We start from the raw sequence: 21,963 nt of genomic DNA on the forward strand, positions 1-21,963 counted from the left end.
GTTATCGCCCCGTGATCAAAGAGTTGGGATTGCGCTGGATCGCCCGCGCGAGAGAGGACACCGCGTCGGCGGCTTCTTGGATGTCGCGTAGGGTGGACAGCGTTTCAGCATTGAAGCGCGAGCGGTCGCCGTAGGACGACAGCACTTCGCCAGTGGATGTCACCAGCAGGCCGGTCTGGCGGGACAGTTCCGGCAGGCTGCGGGCGGCTTCTTCGATCGCCTGGGCCGCGTTGTTGGCCGACAGCAGCGCCGCGTTCACATTTTCGACGGCGCCGCCGGCGCGGATGTCGTTCAGGAACAGCTGCACCTCGTCCAGTGCTGACGACAGGGACGCGGGCAGGGCCTGCGCACTTGGCGTGCCGACCAGCGCATCGATGCTGTTCAGCGTGTTTTCCGCAGCGGCAGCCAGGCTTTCTAGATCCATCTGCGCCGCATTTTCCGACAGCGTATTCAATTGCTGCGTAATCGCGGGCAGTTGCTGCGATGCGGTATCCAGATTTTCGGCGGCGCTGGCCGCGGCCGCGATAGCGTTGGTCAACTGGCCGCTGACGTTTTCCGCTGTCAGATCCGACAGGATCTGGTCAGCACTGGCGGCAACATTGCGCAATTCGCCGGGCAGGGCCTGCACGTCGCCGCTGGCGATCAGGGCGCGGGCTTCGTCCAGAAGCTGGTTCAGGAACACCGGCACTTCGGCGATGTCGGAATTGTTGGCCACACCTTCGATCGCGTCCAGGGCAGAGGTCGCCTCTGCCAGAAGGGCTTCGACCTCCAGTGCGTTGACCTTGGTCAGCAAGGCCTGCGCCTGGTCAGAGATTTCGCCAAGGTTCTTGGTGCCATCCTCGACATTGGCCACGGTGCGGGTGACGCTACCGACCAGATCGGCGTTGCCAACCTGTTCGATCACACCATTCACTTGCGCCATGATGGTCTGCGCCTGCTCTACGACCGCGGCAATCTGGTCGGGGATCGCCTGGATCGCCTCGCCGCCGATCAGGCCGCGGGCATCGGACAACAGACCGGCGACCTGTTCGGGCGTCTGCATCACACCGTCAGAGCGTACAAGCGCATTGGCGCTGTCCATCAGGTCGATGGCAGAGGTCATCAGATCCTCAATCGGCAGGTTGTTGATCCGGTTCAACACGCCCTGCGCCTGATCTGCGACATCGGTGATATTCGACACGGTTGTCGGGATCACGGCAAAGGGCTCTTGGTTTGTGTCCAGCGTGGCGGGTGTTGCATCCGCAACCTCGACCAGTTCCACGATTAGGGAACCGGACAGGATGTTGCCGGTAACCAGCCGCGCCCGCAGGCCCTGTTCGACGAAACCGGCCAGCAGGGCCAGCGCATCATCCGGTGTTGCTTCCTCGCCCAGACCAAGGCGGCCCGGTTCAATCGCCAGTACGGTGCGTAGTTCGACCTTGGCGTCGTCGCCGCTTTCGATCACGACAGCCCCCAGATCGGCGACCTGACCGATGCGCAGGCCTTGAAAGCGGACCTCTGACCCGACAGACAGGCCGTTGACAGAGCCGTCGAACATGACGGCCACGTTCAGCTTTGGCCGGCCTGCGTCGTTGAACAGGCTGCTGCGGGCGGTTTCCTCGTCACTGAACAGATCATAGATCTGGCCGTCACGGATCGGGCTGCCGCCGGAAACGACCGTATCAAAGGCAATGCCGCCTTCGAGCAAGGATGCCAGCGATCCGACATTCAGCGCCAGACCGCCAGAGCCGAGCGAGACGCTGAAACCGGCGGTATCCCAAAAGCGGGTGTTGGAGGTGATGATCCGGTCGTAGGGCGCGTTGACAAAGGCGCTGACCTCGACCGTCAGACCGTCGTCCTGCAGCACGGGGGTGCCCAGAACGCCAACCTCGATGCCTTGGTGCAGCACGGGGGCACCTGCGGACAGGGCACTGCCGTCATTGGTGCGTAGCACAATTTCCGTGCCGCGCTGACCGGCAGAGGCGAGCGGCGCGCTTTCCAATCCGGTAAAGGCGGTTTGCGCCTCGGCGGCATCGGTATTCCAGTCGCCGTTGATATAAACGCCGGACAACACGGTATCGAGCCCGCTGACCCCGCGTAGGCCCACTTCGGGCCGGACGACCCAGAAATTGGCATCCGCATCCAGATAGGGGGCAACGTTCTGATCAACGCGGGCATAGACGATGACGTTCTGCAGGTCAGAGGCAAATTCGACCCGTTCCACCATGCCGATTTCCACATCGCGGAACTTGATCGATGTCTCGCCGGCGGCGACGCCGCTGGCGTTTTCAAAGCTGATCTCGATCAGGACGCCGCGATTAGCAAAGGATTGATAGGCCACGGAAACCGACACAATCAAGGCCAGGATCGGCACTAGCCAGACAAAGGACAACCGCCGCCAGATGCTTGGTTTTGCGCTGCGCACGTCCAGGGCTGCAGCACCGGTGTTGTTGTTTTCGTCACTCATTGGGCAGTCCTGTCCGCATCCCAGATCAACCGGGGGTCAAAGGCCAAAGCCGATAGCATGGTGAATACTACCGACAACGCAAAGCTCAGCGCAGCAACGCCGGGATTGATCGTCGCAACCCCGCCCAACTGCACCAAGGCTGATAAAATAGCAACGACGAAGACGTCGATCATCGACCAGCGGCCGATGAATTCAACCACATCATATAGTTTGTGGCGCTGATGCATCTTCAAGATCTGCTGCCGGTGCACGCTGATCGCCAGATAGGCGATTGCCAAGAACTTGCCGATGGGGATCATGATGGATGCCACAAAGACGATGGCCGCAATGCCATAGCTGTGATGGCCCACCAGCTGCACCACACCGCCGATAATCGTCGCCTCTGAATGTTCGACCAGCGTGTTGGTGATCAGCATCGGATAGATATTGGCGGGAAAGAACGCGATAATCCCGGCAATCAGCCAGGCCCAGACCTTTTGCAGACTTTGGGTGTCACGGCTGCGTAGCGGGCCGTGGCACCGCTTGCACCGCACCGCACCGCCCGCGTGAACCTGTCCGCAGCGGGTGCAGGCGATCAGCCCCGCCTCGCGGGCGGTGATCAGGCGTTGTAGCCCGTGTCCAGTGCTTTCCAAATCGAATACCTGTTCATGATTTGATCGTTAAAGATGGTGATGATGACCAGCGCCACAAAGGCCCAGAAGGCCGGACCAACGGTGACCGTGGCCATGCCCGCGATCTTGACCAGCGCTACGGTGACGCCGACCATGAAAATTTCAGCCATAGCCCAGGGCCGCAGCTGTTCGGTCAGGGCAAAGGCGACACGGGCGCTGCGATGCGGCTTTGATCCGCGTACCAGCGGGCCGATGGCAAAGATCAGCGCCAGCAGCCGCACCAGCGGTAGCACCACAATGAACAGCGCCACGGCAATCGCCAGCGGAATGCCCTTGCCGGAACTGAATACCGTGATTGCATGAATGACCGAAGTGGCGTTGTGTTGCCCCGACACATCCAGATCAAGAAACGGAAAGCTGATCGCCGCCACCATCAGCACGACGGCGGCGCTGGCCAGACTGACAAGGCGAACAATCGCCTGCGGTTCCGACGTCAGCAGCAGCATGTGACACCTGCTGCAATAAGCCTTTGCGCCTTCGGGCAAATCCTGTTCCAAATGCAGCGTATCGCAGTGCGGGCAGGCGATCAGGTCGTCCAGTGGGGGCAGGGCAGCGGTGTCAGTCATAGGGTGCGGCACTTGACTTTGTAACGAACAGCTTACTTGCTGCGGGAAAATATTCCGGCACCATAGACGCCTTTTGCGTCATTGGCTACGCCCGTCATGATAGGTCCATATGACACAGTATTGCTTTGCCCCAGCCGACCAGCCCAGCCTGCCCATCGCCGGCGCGGCAGACCGTTTTCCCGTGCGGCGTATTTTTTGCGTGGGCCGCAATTATGCCGCCCATGCCGCCGAGATGGGCAATGCGGTTGAAACCGACGCGCCGTTCTATTTCACCAAATCCGCCCACGCCTTGCTGCAGGCGGGGCAGGATATGCCCTATCCGCAAGCCACCCGCGATCTGCATCACGAGGTGGAGCTGGTCGTGGCCATCGGCCAGTCTGTCGGCCTGACCAATCCGCCAGCGGATGAAGTCGCGATCTTTGGCTATGCTGTCGGCCTTGATATGACTCGCCGCGATCTGCAGGCGGCGGCCAAGGACGGGCGCAAGCCTTGGGATACGGGCAAGGATTTCGAAAATGCCGCCATCATCGGCGCGATCACCCCGGCAGAGGGTGCCTTGCTGGACGCCGCCCAGATCCGGCTGGACGTAAACGGCCAGATGCGCCAGTCCGCGCCGCTGTCCGACATGATCCACAGCGTTAAGGCGATCATTACGCATCTGTCCACGCTGTATCACTTGCGGTCCGGCGATCTGATTATGACTGGCACACCGGCAGGCGTTGGCGCGGTTCAGCGCGGGGATAAGCTGTCAGGCAGCATCGACGGGCTGGAGCCTGTCACCACCACCATCGTCTAAAGCGCAAAAGGGGCGGCCCGCGCGACCGGTCCGCCCCTTGATATTTGCATCAAATACACCTCGTAAGGCGTTGATCAGGATGGCATATCTGCCTTGATCCTGTCGCCGATGATTTCGGCCGTAGCGGCGGACAGGGTCCAGCCCAGGTGGCCGTGACCGGTGTTGTAATAAACGCCCGGACGTTTGCCCGCATCGACCTTTGGCAGCATGTTTGGCATCATCGGGCGCAGGCCCGCCCAGGGGATCGCGTGTTCGGTGACGACGTCGGGAAAGTAATCCTCGACCCAGCGGACCAGCGGCTGCACGCGGTCATCGCGGATGTCCCAGTTGTAGCCGTTGAATTCTGCCGTGCCGGCGATGCGCAGACGGTCATTGCCAAGGCGCGAGGTGACGACCTTAGCCTTGTCGTCCAGCAGGCTGACCCAAGGGGCGGCCGCACGGCTTCTATCGTCGTCCAGCTTTACGGTGATAGAGTAGCCCTTGACCGGATAGATGTTCACCCGGTCGCCCAGCATCCGGCCAAACTTGCGGCTGGCAACACCGGCGCAAACCACGACAGCATCAAAGGCGGCGTCGAACTTCGCGCCTTTGTTGTCCTTCCACTTGACCAGATGCCCGCCATCCTGCGGCACGATCTTGGTCACGTCAGAGCTGTAGTGAAACTGCACCCCCTTTTTCAGGCAGGCATCCGACAGCCCGCGGCTGTACATGTGAATGTCGCCGGTGGCATCGGATGGCGTAAAGAAACCGCCGTAAAAATCGCCGTGCACCGCCGGTTCAATTGTCTTGATTTCGGCGGGGGAAACGGCGTTGCGTTCCAGCCCGCCTTCGGCCAGCAGTTTGTTCACCCGCTCTGCGTGCTGATAGTCTTTCTTGTCCTTATAGACATGCAGGATCCCGCGCTCTTCGACGTCAAAGGCAAAGCCCTCTTTCTTGGCGGTCTCGTGCAGGTGTTCGCGCGCGGTGATGGCAAGGCGCACGGTTTCCACGGTGTTTTTGCGGTAATGGGGGATGTTGGCGACGAATTCGGCCATCCACGAATATTTGTGCCAGCTTGGCTTGGGGTTCACCAGCAGCGGGGCGCTGCGCTGAGTCATGTATTTGATGCCCTTGATCACCGTGGACCACTGGTTCCAGACTTCGGCGTTGGACGCGGACAGCTGGCCGCCATTGGCAAAGGACGTATCCATCGCCGCATAGCGGTTCTGGTCAAACACGGTGACAGCGTAGCCCCGGTTCAGCAGCGCATAGGCCGTTGTCACACCGGTCACACCGGCACCGATTACAGCAATTTTCTTCATGTATCACATAGCCTTATCAACAGAACTTCATGCAGTGCAGCAGGCTGCACCAGGAACCCCCTCTGTCGATGGACCTGAGAGTTTACGCAAAGGCACCGCCCTTGCTTTCCCCTTCGGTGGGTCCGTTGGTATGGACCGCTTTCCAGATCGTCGGCTTTCGTGCAGTCCTTTTGCCTGAGAGTTTCCGGGGGGTTGCTCCTTCGGCGCCAGACGCAGGCTGGTCTCTCCTGCACAAGCTTATGTGACACGCGCTGGTTAATCGCGAAAAATGCACCGGGCAAGGGATATTGTCGCGGGCCATGGCGTGTTTCTGCTATGCCTTGGCAGCGCGGGGCAGGTTGCCTGAAAAAACAGCAGCGGGCGAAACGTGGATTGGCGGGTGTCTGGCCAGCCGCGGCCCGCAGCGCGGCGGGGCGGGCAGCAGTCCGCATGATCCGCGGAGCTGCAGGCTTGCCTAGCTGGCGTTATCGCTGCCAAAGCCGCCGGCCATCACGCCTTTGACGTCGATGCCATATGTATTGAATGCGCCAGCATAGAAGTAATCGACATGATAAAGCCCTTCCAGCTTGTCCATTTTGTCTAGCACTTTTGCGATGCTGGTCTTGTCCTTGAATATGACGAAATGCGCGCCCGAGACGACGAATTGATCCATCAGCAAAGACAGCTTTACATAACCCGCTTTTTTCAGGGGACGTTTCCAGCGGCTTTTGCGAAACGGATTGAGCCGGTCGCGCAAGGTCAATTTCTTGCGCGGCATTGCGGCCTCTGCGCGGTCGCGAAACCGGGGGCTGACCATGATGATATCCCAATCATCCGGTGGGTTTTTAAGCCTTAGCGCCCTGTTAAAGGCCGAAGTCGTGAACTGGCAATCATCTTCCAACAGGACGAAGCCGCCGGATAATGCAGAGTTATGCGCCTGTTCCAGTGCCTTGCGGTGTGACAGGAAAATCGACGCGATACTTTTCGATCCGGTAAAAGGCTGCTGCATCCGCAGGCCCGATTCCTCGGGGCTTGTGGCAAGTCTGATGCCTTCAATTCTCGTGACCTGATGGGCGCAATTGCGCAGCAAGGATTCCATATGATCGTGGCGGTCACTGCGTTCGGGAAGGTTTATGTAACTGATCAATAGGGGCACGGTATATCGGTCCAAACGTAATAACGCATTGAATGAAAGATTGTCGCAATGCAGCGACGGTAGCTTTGCCGGCTTTATTATCAAATAGGCGCGGCGGGTTATCGCCGTCAGATGAATGACTGCAAACGGGATTGACTGAATTTGGCAAGGCTAGATGCAGTATAGCGGCCCGGCCGTTTTTGCGGCGGTTGATCAATCCTGCGCCGTCAGGGTGATATCGCAGGGCAGGGCGTTCAGGCTGATGCGTTCCGCGTTTGGAATATCATTGCCTTCGGCGCGGCGGGTGGCGGCGGTGCGCGAATGGTTCAGTGACAGCCAGCGCTGGATCAGCCGGGCGCGCAATTGTGGCATTGGCACCTCCAGCTTGACAGACAGATCCCACAAGGGGGCCAGATTCGCCCAAGGCATCTCATTGAACATCAGGTAATTGCCTTCAATGATGATGACCGCGCAATTTGCGGGAATGGCAATCGCGCCGGCGATGGACAGATCGCGGCTGCGGTCAAACACGGGGGCCACCACCTCTACCGATTCTTTCAGACGGCGGATCATGTGCAAGAAGCCGTCGGCGTCAAAGGTTTCCGGCGCACCTTTGCGGGCCCGCAGGCCGCGTGCGTCCAGAATGGCGTTATCCAGATGAAAGCCGTCCATCGGCACGATCATCGCGGAACAACGTTCCTGATTAAGCCGCCGCGCCAGTTCGGTGGCCAGTGTTGATTTGCCGCTGCCGGGTGCGCCGGCAATGGCGATCACAATGCGTTCTTGTGTTTCGTGCATTTCGTGCACGCGTTCTGCCAACAGGTTTACCTGGTCGGTGATGTTTTGCATGACTGCCCTCGTCCTCGCGTTTGCCGCGATGTGGCTTCAGACTAGCCCGGCAGGGCGGGCAGGTAGAAGCGCAAAGCAAAGGTGCTGCGACTTTTGCGTAACACCGATGACCGGTATGACACACACGCTGGGCAGCGCCTGTGCTTTGCCTTAAATCAGGGCGCATGAGCGACATCATAGACCCCGCCACACAGCCGCAATCTTCGCCGGTGGTGCCCCAGACGGGCCCGATCAAGGGGCTGTGGGTGCTTCTGGTCGCTGTCTATACGACCGCGATGGAACGGCACATCTCTTTGATCGCGGCGGGCGTCGCGTTCTTTGGCATGTTCGCCCTGTTCCCGGCGCTGGCAGCAATCATCGCGGTTTTTGGTTTGCTTGCTGATCCGACCATCGTGGTGCAGCAGCTGGAACTGATGAAGGAAATCATCCCCGAGGATACCTACCTTTTGTTTGTAGGCCAGATGGGGCGGCTGCTGGCGGCGCAGACGGATACGCTGGGCTGGGCCTCTGGCCTGTCGTTGCTGCTGGCGCTGTGGGCGGCGCGGGCAGGGGTGGCCGGGCTGATGGGCGGACTGAATGCCATCGCCAACCGCCCTGCGCGCAACGGGTTCAAGCAGGTCATTGTCGCGCTGACCTTGACGATCGCTTTGGTCGCGCTGGCGATTCTGGCGCTGGCGGCTGTGGTTGTCGCGCCGATCGTGATGCGCTTTGCCCATATCGACCCCTCAACCGCATGGCTGCTGGAGGCGATTCGCTGGATCGTCGCGCTGTTCGTTCTGTATGCGGCGCTGTCGCTTTTGTACCGGTTCGGCCCCAATCAGCGCGGTGCGCGGCTGCGGTGGATGACCGTTGGGGCAGGGACCGCGGTGGTCCTATGGATCGCCGCCTCCGCAGGTCTATCCTATTACCTTGGAAATTTTGGCCGCTACAACGAAGTCTATGGCTCGATCGGCGCGGTCATCGGTATGCTGCTGTGGCTCTATATCACCGCATACCTTATTTTGTTGGGTGCGGCGCTGAACTTGCGGGTGCATGGCAACATCGACGGGCACCACTGACGCGGCACCCCTATTGTAAATGTGTCACCATCGGGGCGTGTATGGGGAATGGTCTGCCACATTTCACCTAGCCATGCGCAGCCGCTTTGGCTAATCTGACCGCAATCAAAATGGACGTGTCCCTTGACGGGCGCGCAAATGAGGCGGAGCAGTATTATGTCGGCGATTGATTTCGTCGTCCGCAATGATGCGGGCGGATTGCAGCGTGGCCAGGTGTCTGGCAAGGGCGCAGATGCAAATATCATTATTTCCCAGGGTGAAGATGTCTCGCTGAACCTCGAGCGTAGCCATGTCATGTCCTATGCCCGTCAGGGTTCGGCGCTGCAGGTCATGCTGGTTGATGGTGAAGTTATCACCATTCAGGGTTTCTTTGACGCCAATGGCGCGGCGCAGAACCAGTTGTTCCTGTCGTCCGGCGGTCAACTGGCCGAAGTCCAGCTGGTGCCCGGCGACGGTAACCTGATGCTGGCGCAATATGTCGACAGCGACAGCTTTGGCAAATGGTCCCCCGATGATGCGCTGTATTTCACGCAGATCGCAGAGCTGCCGGTTGACGGCGTTGCGGATGCGCAGGCGACCATGATGGCTGCGCCTCTGCTGGGCGGCATCAGCGGCCTTGGCGGTCTTGGCGCGGCAGGTGCGGCGGCCTTGGGCGGTCTGGCCCTGGTTGGCGGCGGCGGTGACAGCGGCGGCGAAGGCGATACCGACACCGATACGGACAGCGGCACCGATACCGGTAACCCTGACGATGTCGATTCGGGCGAAGGCGACGGCGGCACCGAAGGTGACGGCGATGAAGGTGATACCGATACCGATCCGACTGATCCAACAGATCCGACCGATCCGACTGATCCGACCGACCCCACGGATCCAACCGACCCCACTGATCCGACCGACCCAGGCGATACCACCGATCCGATCGATCCCCCTGTCGAGGCACCGGAGCTGCCCGAAGTGGCTATCACCGGCGGCACCCGTGATCAGGGTCACGTTGTGAACAACGAAGACTATCAGGACGGCGTCACCATCACTGGCACGGGTACGCCCAATGCGTCCGGCACAGTGACTGTCGGCACCGTTGTGGTCGACATCACGGTTGACGAAAACGGCGGCTGGACTGTCGTGATACCGGCAACTGACCTGCCGTCCGGCGAATACAACCTGCCCGTGACGGCCACCGTCACCACCGAAGGCGGCACCATCAGCGCGCCGGGTATTCTGGACGTGGACACCCTAGCCGAAGTCACTTTCAACGCTGATACCGTTGAGACCGACGGCACCGTGAACTTCGTCGAAGAATCCGATGGCGTTGTGCTGACTGGCACCACGCAGGCAGGTTCGACTGTTGTCGTGACCTTTGACGGTAATTCCTACGACGCTGTTGTCACGGGTGAAACCTGGACCCTGAATGTCCCCGCCGGCACCCTGCCGACAGGCGATCTGGGCACTAGCGTCGATATCACCGTGACGGCCACCGACACCTACGGCAACACCGCGACCGTGACCGACACTCTGGAAATCGACACGATCACCGGTGTGACCATCACCCCGATCGCAGCAGGCGGCGACAACACCGTCAACGCAGCAGAGCGTACCGCAGGTCTGACCATCACGGGCACGGCCGAAGCTGGCGCCACCGTAGTTGTCACCATGGCGGGCTATGCCCACACCGTGACGGCCAACGCGTCCGGCCAGTGGACCACGACCTACTCTGAAACCGAGATTTCGCGCAGCGAATTCAAGGTCGAAAACGTGACGGCTGTTGCAACTGACGCGGCTGGCAACACAGCTTCGGCTGCGGCCACGGTCAAGATCGACACGGAAATCGGCGTCACCATCACCCCGATCGCAGCTGGCGGCGACAACACCGTCAATGCAACCGAGCGTGATGCAGGTCTGGTCGTCAACGGCACATCCGAAGCAGGCGCAACGGTTGTCGTGACCATGGCAGGTTATTCCCACACTGTGACCGCGAACTCTGCGGGGCAGTGGACGACAACCTATTCCAAGACCGAAATTTCGCGCAGCGAAGGCAAGGTCGAAACCGTGACAGCCGTCGCAACAGATGCGGCCGGTAACTCGGCGACGACCTCTGCCACGGTCAAGATCGACACGGAAATTGCCGTGACTGTCGACACTTCCGACGTTGACGGCCCCGACGGCATCGTAAACTTCGAAGAGCGTAAAGACGGCATCACGCTGCACGGCACCGCCGATGCAGGGTCCACCGTGGTTGTGACCTTCAACGGCTACACCCACACCGTGACTGCCACCAGCGACGGCACATGGTCGTCTGACTATGCGGTTGGCGAGCTGCCGATCGGCAACGTCGAAGACAACTATAACGTGACCGTCAAGGCAACCGATGCGGCTGGTAACACTGCCAATACTTCGGGCACCGTCAAGCTGGACACATGGGTCAACAACCTGACCCACCCCGGGCTGGTCGAAGGCAACGACGTCGTGAACAAGGCCGAAGCCTCTGACGGCATCACGCTGACCGGCAAGGTCGAGGCCGGGTCCTCTGTGGTTGTGGACTTTAACGGTGTGGTCAATACGGCAACCGTGACGGGCACAACCTGGTCTGTGACCTACACCGCGGCGCAGATCCCGCAGGGCACCTATGATGCGGCGATCACAATCACCGCGACTGACGCGGCTGGCAACGTGCGCAGCATCACCGACACCTTCGTGGTTGACACGGATGTGCCGGATGCGCCCGGCATGGAAGGTATCGGCCTGTACGATAACGGTGTCCGCGACATCGCCATCGACAACACCGATGACAGCATCACCGTGCATTCGTACAACAGCGGTAGCGCTGGCACGACGCTGATTGCCGACAACGGCGACCGTTACCTGAACGGCCGCACCGGAGAGCTGGAGTTCGGCTTCGACAACCCTGTCGTTGACGGCAAGCAGCTGATCGTCACCGCGACCGACGAAAACGGCAACACCAACTCGACCCTGTTGGTGCTGGACGAGCGTGCGACCAACGTTGTTGACGTCACGGCGACAGGCATCGACGGTTTCAACGTCGGCGCAATCGACCTGACCTTTGCTGACAAATCGACCCTGTCGCTGACTAAGGCGAACATCGACGATCTGTCCGCGAACGACAACGTGCTTGTTGTGCACGGCGCGCTGGACGATGCTGTCACCTTCCTCGGTACGGCGACACTGACTGGAACCGAAACGATCGGCGGCGAAGACTACAACGTCTACAGCGTTGGCGGTGACACCGTGCTCAAGATCGACGACGATATCCAGTTCAACACGACGACGATCTAAACGTCACGATCCAAGGGGGCCGGCAACGACCGGCCTCCTTTGCCCCATCAGGCGGGGGCATGCCACCATAATAAAAATCCGGGGCGGAGCAGACGTGAGCAAGACAAAACATAAAAAGACCCTCATTGCGTTTTGCGCGATGGCGGCACTCGGCGGCTGCTCTGGCGGCGCGGACAGCGTGACCCGCAGTCCATTCTCGGCGATTGGCCTGGGCAAAGATGCCGCGGCTGAAGCGCCCGGTGCACCTGCGCTGGCAACCGAAACACCGGACGGCACCCAGTCCGAAGTGATCGCAGGTCTGCTGACCCGCCGGTCGATCCTGCCGCAAGGCCCATATACTGAAGTGTCTAGCGCCGTTCTGGCGGCCAACGCCCGCGTGGCCGAATCTGATTTGCGCGCCGCTACCCTGCGCGCAGAGGCGCAGTCGAAAAACTGGCTGCCAACGCTTGGCCCGTCTGTGTCGCTGACGTCGCTTGGCGCAGTGGTCACATCGCTGGTCGTTGAACAGGTGCTGTTCGACAACGGCGGCAAAAAGGCCGAACGCGCCTATGCCAAGGCCGATGTCGAAGTTGCCGCCGTCGCGCTGGCGCAGGACACCAACAACCGCGTTCAGGACGCGCTGACCCTTTACCTGTCCGCCCAAAAGGCCGAAGCCCGCGCCGCCGTCAATGCGGCGGCCATGTCCGATATGGAACATTTCGCCTGGATCATGGACGAGCGTGTCAAAGGCGGCGTGTCGAACTCTGTCGACCGCATGGTCGTGCAGCAAAAACTGAACCAGATGCAGGCCGACATGTCCTCTGACCTAGAGGCCGCTGCCGCTGCCCGCGCCGAACTGGCCGCCATGTCCGCCGCCCCGCTGGACGGCGTGAACGGCATTTCTGACTTGCCGCTGGAACTGGCCGCGACGCCCTTGGCCGTCGTCAAGGCAGAAGCAGAAGCCACCCGCTCTGCCGCAGAGGCCAAAGCGGCCCGCGCCGGGCTTTTGCCAAGCCTGTCGGCGGTGGGTGCTGTATCGGGAAGCAAGTCCAGCGGCGGGCTGTCTATTGAAACCGAAGACGGTATCGGCTTTGGCCTTGGATCGTCCCTGGCCGCTGCCGAAGCGCAGGCCGAAGGGGCGAATGCCCGTATCGCGCAGGTGCGCGAAGACGTGGAACGGTCCTTGCGCGCATTGGAAGGCGAGCTGGCATCGCTGGAACGGCAGCGCGAACAGACCGCCACCCTGGCTGAAGGGGCAGAGGCGAACTATCGCAGTTTTGCTGAACAGCAGCGCGCGGGACAGCGCGATGTGAACGACGTTGTCAGCGTCTTCGAAAGTGCGGTGCGTCTGCGCCGGGAAGCGGCCGCCTTGCCCTTTGAAGTGGCGCGCGTCGAATTGAAAATAGCTGCCCTTAAAGGCGTGCTGGTGGATGGAGACAAGATATGACCGGACCCGTGCTGGCGTTTGACGTGACCGGAATCCGGGGGGGCAAGCTGACCCGCCAAAGCGATGCCGCGGCCCCGAAATCTGCCCCCGACACCGCCCCCGATCTGGCGGCCGCGCCGGCCCCGGAAAAGCCTGTCGATCTGACACCCCCCGCAGCCCCCGCCGTGGCCACAACGCGCCGCGACAATGGCACTGCAAAGCTGCGGGCGGCTGTGGTTGCGACCTACGCCGGTCTGCTGGGTGTCGATTTGAAGGCGACCGATATTCTGGACCGCCAAATTGACGATGCCAGCGCAGGTTTGCCGGTGGATACGCTGATTGCGGCGCTGAACGATGCAGGCTTGCAAGCCAGCGCCCGCACCGCGCTGCCGCCGCAAATTGCCGACTGGCCTGCCGTGGCGCGGCTGACAAATGACACGCTGGTGCTGGTGCTGGAACAGAACCGCGACACGATCATCCTGCACGACCCCGCAGCCGCCGATCACCGCCAAGAGGTGCCGCTGGCAGAATTCGTCGAACATTTCACCGGCCGCATTATCCATGCTGTTGTGCCCGCAGCAGAGCTGAACCGCCGCCATGCGATTCAGGCCAAGCCCGGTCACTGGTTCTGGTCCGAATTTGGCAACTTTCGCCGCGTGATCGGTGAAGTCGCCCTTGGCAGCCTTGTCGCCAACCTGCTGGCTGTCGCCGTCGCGCTGTTTTCCTTGCAGGTCTATGACCGCGTCATCCCGCACCAGTCCGTTGCGACCCTGTGGGTGCTGACCATTGGTGCAGGCATTGCCATGCTGCTGGAAGCCTGCCTGCGTATTGCCCGCGCCCGTTTGATGGACGGGGCAGGGCGCCGCATCGAACTGCGCCTGCAGGACATGCTGATGAAAAAACTGCTGGGGATGCAGTCCGGCCTGCCGGGGCAGACGCCATCCACCACGTTTTCAGCGTTTCGCGAATTTTCCGCTGTGCGTGAATTCTTTACCGCTTCTACCATTGGATCGCTGACTGACCTGCCGTTCATCTTTTTGTTCCTAGCTTTGGTCTGGTCCATCGGCGGCCCTGTCGTCTGGGTGCTGGTCGCGGGGGGTATCCTGATGGTGCTGCCATCGCTGCTGGCGCAGAAAAAGATGATGAAGCTGACGCTGGCGACGCAGGGCGCATCGACCCGTTCGTCCCGCCTGCTGCAAGAGGCTGTATTCGAAGCCGACACCATCAAATCCCAACGCGCCGAAGACCGCTTTTCCCGCCTCTGGGCTGAACTGACGGGCCTTTCGGCCATCTCCACTTCGGAACAGCGCCGCCTGTCCACGACCCTGACCTATTGGGCGCAGGGCGTGCAGCAGGCGACCTATGTCGCCGCGGTCGTCATGGGCACGTTCCTTGTGTTCAAAGGCGAATTCACTGTCGGCACGATCATCGCCGTTGGCATCCTGACGTCCCGCACCCTTGGGCCGTTGAACGGATTGTCCGGGCTGATCGCCCGCTGGTCCAACACCCGCGCCGCGCTGGATGCACTTGATAAGATCGTTCAGGCCCCGCAGGACCACGACGTCGAACGCACCTATTTGCGCCGCGAAAAGATTGCTGGCCAGTATGACCTGCGCGAGATGTCCTATACCTATGACGAAGAAGGCGCGCGCGCCTTGGACGTGCCAAACCTGACCATCAAAGCAGGCCAGCGCGTGGCCGTCCTTGGGGCCAATGGTTCTGGCAAATCGACGCTGCTGAAAATTCTGTCGGGTCTGAACCAGCCCACCACGGGCCGCGTGCTGATCGACGGCGTGGACATGGGCCAAGTCCTTGCCCGCGACCTGCGCCGCGGTGTGGGTTATCTGGGGCAAGAGGTAAAGCTGTTCGCCGGCACCCTGCGCGACAACATGAACCTGACCCAGCTGGAACGCGACGATGACCGCATGCTGGCAGCCCTTGATTTCGGCGGTCTGGGCCAGTTCGTCCGTAACCACCCCAAGGGTCTTGATCTGACGATCCGCGACGGCGGCGCTGGCCTGTCCGTCGGCCAACGCCAGTCCATCGGCTGGGCGCGTCTGTGGCTGCAAGACCCCAGCGTCTGCCTGCTGGACGAGCCGACATCGGCGCTGGACCAGACCCTTGAAAAGGCACTCGTGTCCCGCCTGACGGCCTGGCTCGAAGGACGCACCGCTGTCATTGCAACGCACCGCATGGCGCTGCTGCAACTGACCGACCGCACCATCGTGCTGCACAACGGCCGCATGGCCATTGACGGCCCCCGCGACGACGTCATCGCCCATATGAACAAGGAGGCGTCGTAATGGCCCTTGCCGATCACGAATTCGAAGGCCAGATGCGCCGCCCGTCCATGGTGATCTGGCTGGTCGGTGCGACCGTGCTGCTGTTCATCGTCTGGGCCAAATTCGCCTGGGTTGACGAAATCGTCCGGTCTACCGGCGAAGTCGTCAGCGCGTCCCGCCCGCAGATCATCCAGAACTTCGAAGGCGGTATTCTGGGCGAATTGCTGGTCAGCGAAGGCGATACCGTCGATGACGGCCAGATACTGGCCCGCCTGCAAGGCACGCAATACGTCGCTCAGGTGAACGATCTGCAGGAACAGATCAACGCCGCCAACATCCGCCGCTTGCGGCTGGAGGCCGAAATGGCGGGTCTGTTCGATTTTGACGTGCCGGACGAGATTGCCGCTGCAAGCCCCGCCATGGTTGCCTCGGAAAAGCAGCTGTTGTCGGCGCGGCAGGCTGACTATGCCTCCAAGGTGGACGGCGCACAGCGCATCATGTCCGAATCCAAGCGTGAGCTGGACCAGATGGAAGACATGCTGGCCCGCGAAATCGTGTCCCTGTCTGAAACCACCCGGGCGCGCAAAGCCTTTGCCGACGCGGAAATTAAATACAACGAAATCGTCACCGGCGCCGAACTGGCGCGGGCGAATGAATATTCCGAAGTGCTGGCCGGTCTGTCGCAACTGCGCCAGCAGCTGGCCTATGCCACCGACCAGCTGGACCGCACCATCATTCGCGCCCCTATGCGCGGCGTCGTCAACAACCTTGGTATCACCACCATCGGCGGCACGATCCGCGCCGGAGAGGAGATTTTCCAGATCATCCCGCTGGATGATGCTCTGTTTGTCGAAGCCCATGTGAAGCCACAAGATATCGCCAATGTGACCACCGGCCAGACCGCGACGGTCAAGCTGTCCGCCTATGACTACACGATCTATGGCAGCCTGACGGGCGAGGTGCAGAACATCTCTGCCGATACGTTCAAGGACGAACGCCGCGCCGATGCCGACCCCTATTACCGCGTCAGCGTGCGCGTCGATATGGATGACCTTGGTGTGCGCCAGCAAAAGATCGAGATGCGTCCCGGTCTGCAGGCTAATGTCGAACTGCACACCGGCGAAAAGACGATCCTGCACTACCTGACCAAGCCGTTGTATCGTAGCCAGGAAGCATTGACCGAACGCTAGGATTTAGCCGGGCAGGGTGACGATGATCGCGCCCTTGTCCGTGGCAACGATGGTGTGTTCGTATTGCACGACAGGCGCGGGGGGATCGGCGTAAAGCGTCCATCCGTCCGCGCCGTCCATCGCCAGCAAGCCCCCGCGGGATAGAAACGGCTCTACCGTCATGACCATGCCGCGGTGGATACGGCGCCGGTCGCCGCGGGTGGGCCAGGTCGCAATCTCTGACGGCTCTTCATGCAAGGCGCGGCCAACGCCGTGGCTGGCCAGATTGCGGATCAGGCTATAGCCGCGCTTTTGCGCAAACTGCCCGATGGCATTGCCGATCCCCGCCAGCGGTTTGCCGTGCCCGACCTGCGCGATACCGATCTGCATTGCCCGCTGCCCGTCGCGGCACAGCTGGTCCATGCGTTGTTTGACGGGCGGCACCTGAAAGGTCGCGCCGGTATCTGCGAAAAAGCCGTCCTTGCTGGCCGATACGTCAATGTTCACCAGATCGCCCGCCTTGATCACCCGTGCGCCGGGGATGCCGTGGGCGATTTCTTCGTTTACGCTGATGCAGGTGGCACCGGGAAAGTCATACGTCGCCTCTGGCGCGGACACAGCGCCCGCCGCATCCAGCAGGGCGCGGCCGATATCGTCCAACTCGCGCGTGGTAATGCCCGGCTCCAGCGCACGGCTCATGGCGCGGACCGTATTGGCCACGATCCGGCCGATGACCTGAAGCCCCTGCAATTCGTCGTCTTGCGTGATTGTCATGGTGGGCCTTTCAGGCTGGGGACTTGGCGTTGTCAGGTGACGGCGGAGCGCGCCTGAAATTGCGGATTGTCCCACAGCTTATCGTTCATCACCCGCGCAATGACCGCCACCGCCGCATCAACATCGCTTTCGTTTATGAACAGCGGCGTGAAGCCAAAGCGCATGATATCCGGCGCGCGGAAATCGCCGACGACGCCATGCGCGATGCAGGCCTGCATGGCAGCATAGCCTTCGGCGTGGCGAAATGACACCTGCGATCCGCGCATCTGGGGATCGCGGGGGCTGGCCAGCTCTAGCTCAGGGCAAGCTGCCTCGACTCCTGTGATAAAGCGCTGGGTCAGGGCGATGCTGGCCTCGCGGATATCGGTCATATCAACGCCGTCCCAGATATCCATCGCCGCCTCCAGCGCGGCCATCTGGATCACGGGGGGCGTGCCGACGCGCATACGGGCGACGCCGTCGCCGGGGCGATAGGTGGGTTCAAAGGCAAAGGGCGCATCATGCCCCAGCCAGCCCGCCAGCACGGGGGCGGCGGTCTGTGCATGGCGCGGCGCAACATAGATGAAGGCCGGCGCGCCGGGGCCGCCGTTCAGGTATTTATAGGTGCAGCCAACCGCGAAATCGGCGTGGCAGCCCGCCACATCGACGGCCATCGCCCCCGCCGAATGGGCCAGATCCCAGACCGTAATGACGCCAGCCGCCTGGGCCTGCGCCGTCAGGGCCGCCATATCGTGCAACCGTCCGGTGCGGTAATCGACCTGTGTCAGCATTAGGACGGCGACGTCATCCGTGATATGCGCCGCCACCTCCTCTGGCGCGACGACGCGCAGTTCCAGATCGCGGTCAAAGGCGCGGATCAATCCTTCGGCGATATAAAGGTCCGATGGGAAATTGCCGCTGTCCGACAGGATCACCTTGCGATCTGTCATGGCAAGCGCGGCGGACAACGCCTGAAAGACCTTGATCGACAAGGTGTCGCCGGTGGTGACGTGGCCGGGCTCTGCCCCGATCAGCCGCCCGATCCGGTCCCCCAGTGCCATGGGCTGCGCCATCCAGCCTGCCTTGTTCCAGCCGGTAATCAGCATGTCGCCCCATTCGGCCAGCATGGTCCGGCCCACGCGATCCGCCGCTGCGCGGGGCAAGGGACCAAGAGAGTTGCCGTCGAGGTAGATCATCCCGTCCGGCAGGTGAAATTGATCCTTGCGGGATTGAAATGGCATGCTCTTGTCCTTGTGCGGTGTGGAAAGGCGCAAGGTGCAGACCTTGCGGATTGGCTGACTTGTCGCGGTGAAAGGTCCCGGCGTCTAGACCTGTCCGCCGGCAATTTCGATTGTCTGGCCATTGACGCTGCGCGCAGCGTCAGAGCACAGCCAGATTGCGGCGGCGGTCGTCTCGTCCACCTGCAGCAACCGCTGGTGCCGGTTGCCGCCAGCGATCAAGGCCTCTGCTCCGGCGCGGTCCACATCAAAGCGGCGCATCAGGCCCGGCAGCTGGTTCTGGACGATGTCGGTGTCGACATAACCGGGGCAAAGCGCGTTAAAGGTCACGGGGCGCTTTTGCATGAATTCCTCGCTTAGGCCGCGCACAAGACCGATGACGCCGTGTTTGGATGCGGAATAGGGAATCGCGTTTTTCAATCCGCGCACACCGGCGATAGAGCTGACAACGATATACCGCCCCGCCAGATCGGTGGGCAGGGTTTCCAGCGCGGCCTGAAAGGTCAGGAATACACCGTCAAGGTTGGTGGCCATCGTGCGGCGCCAGTCGGCAAGGCTGGTTTTCATGAACGGGCCGCCTTCGGCGATTCCCGCATTGGCGATGCAGATCGCGACAGGGCCGCGCGCGGCGGCAGACTTTGCGATTCCGTCGCGCACGGGGGCCTCGTCCGATACATCCATCACGCAGGGGTGGATGCGGGGGTTTTCGTCCGCCAGTGCCTGCAGGGGGTCCGCCCTGCGGCCTGTGATCGTGACCTCTGCGCCTGCCTCTGCCAGCGCCAGTGCAATGGCGCGGCCAATGCCGCTGCCGCCGCCGGTGACGAGGGCGTGCTTGCCGGTGTGTTCCATGATATCCTCCGCTTATGGCGCGATGCTACTGGTCGGGTCCGCGCGTGCAAGGGAAAGCTTTATGAAATACTTCGATTTACCGCCCGTCTGGCTGGCCCTGGCGGCTGCCGTGGTCTGGGCCAGTCGCAGCGTTGTGACAGCAGGCGGCGCTGCGCTGCAATGGGCGGGGATCGCGCTGGTTGCGGCAGGGCTTGCGCTGATGCTGGCGGCGGTCATCACCATGACCCGCGCCCGCACGACTGTCATTCCGCACCGCCAGCCGGATGCCTTGGTGACGCAGGGTATTTTTGCCCGCACCCGCAACCCGATCTACCTTGGCGATGTGCTGCTGCTGACCGGCCTTTGCCTGTGGTGGCAGGCCCCGCTGGGCCTGGCCACAGTGCCGGTTTTCACCATCTGGATTACCACCCATTTCATCACCGCAGAAGAGGCGCGTCTGCACGCCGCCTTTGGCACCGCTTTCACGGATTATACCAAAGCCGTGCGCCGATGGGTGTGAAACACCTTGCAACCATTCAGTTGTGAAATAATGTTGCGTGCAAATAAGCAACCAGCTATGTGGTATACTAGAATACTGAAGAGGGGATAGCCCGTGAAGATCGGCGCACCAAAAGAAACATATGAGGGCGAGGCCCGGGTTGCGATGACACCCGCCTCGGCCAAGGATTTACAAAAGCTGGGGCATACCTGCCTGATCGAGGCAGGCGCGGGTCTGAAAGCCGGATTTACCGACGACGCCTATCGCGCCGCCGATGTGACCGTGGTGGAAACTGCCGCCGCGCTATTTGCGCATGCCGATATCATCGCCAAGGTGCGCCCGCCTTCGGATGCAGAGGTTGCGCTGCTGCGCGACGACCAGACGCTGATCTCTTTCTTCTATCCGGGCCAGAACGCAGATCTGCTGGCCGCGGCTAACGGGCAGGGTGCGACGGTCATCGCGATGGACATGGTGCCGCGTATTTCGCGCGCCCAAAAGATGGACGCCCTGTCGTCCATGGCCAATATCGCCGGCTATCGCGCGGTGATCGAGGCGGGCAACAACTTTGGCCGCTTCTTTACCGGTCAGGTGACTGCTGCAGGCAAGGTGCCGCCCGCCAAGGTGCTGGTCGTGGGCGCAGGCGTGGCCGGCCTTGCCGCTATTGGCACGGCGACGTCGCTGGGCGCGATCACCTATGCCTTTGACGTGCGGCCCGAAGTGGCCGAGCAGGTCGAATCGATGGGGGCAGAGTTTGTCTTTCTCGACTTCGACGAAGAGCAGACGGACGGGTCCGCGACAGGCGGCTATGCCGCTGTGTCCAGCCCGGAATTCACCGCAGCTCAGCTGAAGAAATTCCGCGAAATTGCCCCCGACATGGATATCGTCATTACGACGGCGCTGATCCCGGGCCGCGATGCGCCGGAACTGTGGACCAAGGATATGGTCGACGCCATGAAGCCCGGATCGGTGATCATCGACCTTGCTGCAGAACGGGGCGGCAACTGCAAGCTGACCGTGAAGGACGAAAAGATCGTCACGGAAAACGGCGTGACTATCGTGGGTTACACCGATTTCCCGTCGCGGATGGCGACGCAGGCATCCTTGCTTTATGCCACGAACGTGCGCCACATGGTGTCCGATCTGACGCCGGGCAAAGACGGCGTGATCGACCACAACATGGATGATGATGTCATCCGCGGTGCCACGGCCACACACGAAGGCGAAGTGACCTTTCCGCCGCCCAAACCCAAAATCGCGGCCATCGCGGCGGCTCCGAAAAAGGAAAAGGCAAAGGAACTGACGCCCGCGGAAAAGCGCGCGCAGGAAACCGCAAGCTTTAAGGCGCAGACGAAGTCGCAGGTGACTTTGCTGGTCGTTGGCGGCCTGCTGCTGGCGCTGGTCGGTGCTTTTGCGCCCGAAAGCTTCATGAGCCACTTCATCGTCTTCGCGCTGTCCTGCTTTATTGGCTTTCAGGTGATCTGGGGCGTGGCACATAGCCTGCACACGCCGCTAATGGCCGTGACCAACGCGATTTCCGGCATCGTCATCCTTGGCGCATTGCTGCAGATCGGGGCCGGCAACTGGCTGGTTGTCTTGCTAAGCTTTATCGGGGTGCTGATCGCATCCATCAACATTGTCGGCGGGTTCCTCGTCACACGGCGCATGCTTGCCATGTTCCAGAAGTCCTGAGGAGGGTT

At 61.4% G+C, this 21,963-nt stretch carries 17 protein-coding genes and 1 riboswitch; of the genes, 8 read left to right on the forward strand and 9 right to left on the reverse strand.

The window, feature by feature from the left end:
- Position 1 precedes the first annotated feature (1 nt).
- From SJY10_RS07530 to SJY10_RS07540, 3 genes are read right to left on the reverse strand one after another with little or no spacing between them, the layout of a single operon-like run.
- Positions 2-2,446: an MlaD family protein gene (locus tag SJY10_RS07530; RefSeq protein WP_386681116.1), complete on the reverse strand. Its 2,445-nt coding sequence runs from the start codon at positions 2,444-2,446 to the stop codon at positions 2-4.
- Positions 2,443-3,078: a paraquat-inducible protein A gene (locus tag SJY10_RS07535; protein WP_386681118.1), complete on the reverse strand. Its 636-nt coding sequence runs from the start codon at positions 3,076-3,078 to the stop codon at positions 2,443-2,445. Before SJY10_RS07535 ends, SJY10_RS07530 begins: the two co-directional genes overlap by 4 nt.
- Positions 3,045-3,683: a paraquat-inducible protein A gene (locus tag SJY10_RS07540; RefSeq protein ID WP_386681120.1), complete on the reverse strand. Its 639-nt coding sequence runs from the start codon at positions 3,681-3,683 to the stop codon at positions 3,045-3,047. The genes SJY10_RS07535 and SJY10_RS07540 overlap by 34 nt, the downstream gene beginning before the upstream one ends.
- Positions 3,684-3,792: 109 nt before the next feature.
- Between SJY10_RS07540 and SJY10_RS07545 the strand changes: the two genes are divergently transcribed.
- A complete protein-coding gene (locus SJY10_RS07545) occupies positions 3,793-4,479 on the forward strand; it encodes a fumarylacetoacetate hydrolase family protein (RefSeq protein WP_386681122.1) in 687 nt (228 codons plus the stop codon).
- Between the two features lie 74 nt (positions 4,480-4,553).
- On the opposite strand, the gene SJY10_RS07550 is transcribed toward SJY10_RS07545, so the two are convergent.
- The 3 genes from SJY10_RS07550 to SJY10_RS07560 form a co-directional block, all read right to left on the reverse strand.
- The gene (locus tag SJY10_RS07550) at positions 4,554-5,780 is read right to left on the reverse strand and encodes a D-amino acid dehydrogenase (RefSeq protein ID WP_386681124.1); all 1,227 of its coding nucleotides are present in this window, start codon (positions 5,778-5,780) and stop codon (positions 4,554-4,556) included.
- Positions 5,781-5,932: 152 nt separating this feature from the next.
- Positions 5,933-6,020, reverse strand: a riboswitch (glycine riboswitch).
- Between the two features lie 214 nt (positions 6,021-6,234).
- On the reverse strand, positions 6,235-6,915 hold the full coding sequence (locus SJY10_RS07555) for a hypothetical protein (protein ID WP_386681126.1): 681 nt from the start codon (positions 6,913-6,915) through the stop codon (positions 6,235-6,237).
- Positions 6,916-7,107: 192 nt separating this feature from the next.
- Complete coding sequence (locus SJY10_RS07560) at positions 7,108-7,743, reverse strand: nucleoside triphosphate hydrolase (protein WP_386681128.1); 636 nt, start codon at positions 7,741-7,743, stop codon at positions 7,108-7,110.
- Between the two features lie 164 nt (positions 7,744-7,907).
- Between SJY10_RS07560 and SJY10_RS07565 the strand changes: the two genes are divergently transcribed.
- The 5 genes from SJY10_RS07565 (at position 7,908) to SJY10_RS07585 (ending at position 16,969) form a co-directional block, all read left to right on the forward strand.
- Positions 7,908-8,801 (forward strand): YihY/virulence factor BrkB family protein, encoded by an 894-nt coding sequence (locus tag SJY10_RS07565; RefSeq protein WP_386681130.1) that lies wholly within the window; start codon positions 7,908-7,910, stop codon positions 8,799-8,801.
- A 156-nt stretch (positions 8,802-8,957) separates the two neighbouring features.
- Positions 8,958-12,092: an Ig-like domain repeat protein gene (locus SJY10_RS07570; protein ID WP_386681132.1), complete on the forward strand. Its 3,135-nt coding sequence runs from the start codon at positions 8,958-8,960 to the stop codon at positions 12,090-12,092.
- Between the two features lie 94 nt (positions 12,093-12,186).
- Positions 12,187-13,518 carry a TolC family protein gene (locus SJY10_RS07575; protein ID WP_386681134.1) on the forward strand — a complete coding sequence of 444 codons (1,332 nt, stop codon included), beginning with the start codon at positions 12,187-12,189 and terminating at the stop codon, positions 13,516-13,518.
- Entirely contained in the window at positions 13,515-15,800 is a 2,286-nt protein-coding gene (locus tag SJY10_RS07580; protein WP_386681136.1) for an ATP-binding cassette domain-containing protein, read from the forward strand. Before SJY10_RS07575 ends, SJY10_RS07580 begins: the two co-directional genes overlap by 4 nt.
- Complete coding sequence (locus SJY10_RS07585; RefSeq protein ID WP_386681138.1) at positions 15,800-16,969, forward strand: HlyD family efflux transporter periplasmic adaptor subunit; 1,170 nt, start codon at positions 15,800-15,802, stop codon at positions 16,967-16,969. The genes SJY10_RS07580 and SJY10_RS07585 overlap by 1 nt, the downstream gene beginning before the upstream one ends.
- Before the next feature lie 3 nt (positions 16,970-16,972).
- Here SJY10_RS07585 and map read toward each other — a convergent pair whose 3' ends face one another.
- The 3 genes from map to SJY10_RS07600 form a co-directional block, all read right to left on the reverse strand.
- A complete protein-coding gene (gene map, locus SJY10_RS07590) occupies positions 16,973-17,722 on the reverse strand; it encodes a type I methionyl aminopeptidase (protein ID WP_386681140.1) in 750 nt (249 codons plus the stop codon).
- A gap of 32 nt (positions 17,723-17,754) precedes the next feature.
- Entirely contained in the window at positions 17,755-18,942 is a 1,188-nt protein-coding gene (gene kynU / locus SJY10_RS07595) for a kynureninase (RefSeq protein ID WP_386681141.1), read from the reverse strand.
- An 84-nt stretch (positions 18,943-19,026) separates the two neighbouring features.
- Positions 19,027-19,788 carry an SDR family NAD(P)-dependent oxidoreductase gene (locus SJY10_RS07600; RefSeq protein ID WP_386681143.1) on the reverse strand — a complete coding sequence of 254 codons (762 nt, stop codon included), beginning with the start codon at positions 19,786-19,788 and terminating at the stop codon, positions 19,027-19,029.
- Between the two features lie 61 nt (positions 19,789-19,849).
- On the opposite strand from SJY10_RS07600, the gene SJY10_RS07605 reads away from it, so the two are divergent.
- The gene (locus SJY10_RS07605; protein ID WP_386681145.1) at positions 19,850-20,287 is read left to right on the forward strand and encodes a methyltransferase family protein; all 438 of its coding nucleotides are present in this window, start codon (positions 19,850-19,852) and stop codon (positions 20,285-20,287) included.
- 93 nt (positions 20,288-20,380) lie between these two features.
- A complete protein-coding gene (locus SJY10_RS07610; RefSeq protein WP_386681147.1) occupies positions 20,381-21,955 on the forward strand; it encodes a Re/Si-specific NAD(P)(+) transhydrogenase subunit alpha in 1,575 nt (524 codons plus the stop codon).
- Positions 21,956-21,963 lie beyond the last annotated feature (8 nt).

Source organism: Loktanella sp. R86503, assembly GCF_042466455.1.
Taxonomy (GTDB): Bacteria; Pseudomonadota; Alphaproteobacteria; order Rhodobacterales; family Rhodobacteraceae; genus Loktanella.

Coding starts and splice junctions, on each gene's coding strand:
- SJY10_RS07530 (WP_386681116.1), bottom strand. CDS start 2,446: ATGAGTGACGAAAACAACAACACCGGTGCTGCAGCCCTGGACGTGCGC.
- SJY10_RS07540 (WP_386681120.1), bottom strand. CDS start 3,683: ATGACTGACACCGCTGCCCTGCCCCCACTGGACGACCTGATCGCCTGC.
- SJY10_RS07545 (WP_386681122.1), top strand. CDS start 3,793: ATGACACAGTATTGCTTTGCCCCAGCCGACCAGCCCAGCCTGCCCATC.
- SJY10_RS07550 (WP_386681124.1), bottom strand. CDS start 5,780: ATGAAGAAAATTGCTGTAATCGGTGCCGGTGTGACCGGTGTGACAACG.
- SJY10_RS07560 (WP_386681128.1), bottom strand. CDS start 7,743: ATGCAAAACATCACCGACCAGGTAAACCTGTTGGCAGAACGCGTGCAC.
- SJY10_RS07565 (WP_386681130.1), top strand. CDS start 7,908: ATGAGCGACATCATAGACCCCGCCACACAGCCGCAATCTTCGCCGGTG.
- SJY10_RS07570 (WP_386681132.1), top strand. CDS start 8,958: ATGTCGGCGATTGATTTCGTCGTCCGCAATGATGCGGGCGGATTGCAG.
- SJY10_RS07580 (WP_386681136.1), top strand. CDS start 13,515: ATGACCGGACCCGTGCTGGCGTTTGACGTGACCGGAATCCGGGGGGGC.
- SJY10_RS07585 (WP_386681138.1), top strand. CDS start 15,800: ATGGCCCTTGCCGATCACGAATTCGAAGGCCAGATGCGCCGCCCGTCC.
- map (WP_386681140.1), bottom strand. CDS start 17,722: ATGACAATCACGCAAGACGACGAATTGCAGGGGCTTCAGGTCATCGGC.
- kynU (WP_386681141.1), bottom strand. CDS start 18,942: ATGCCATTTCAATCCCGCAAGGATCAATTTCACCTGCCGGACGGGATG.
- SJY10_RS07600 (WP_386681143.1), bottom strand. CDS start 19,788: ATGGAACACACCGGCAAGCACGCCCTCGTCACCGGCGGCGGCAGCGGC.
- SJY10_RS07605 (WP_386681145.1), top strand. CDS start 19,850: ATGAAATACTTCGATTTACCGCCCGTCTGGCTGGCCCTGGCGGCTGCC.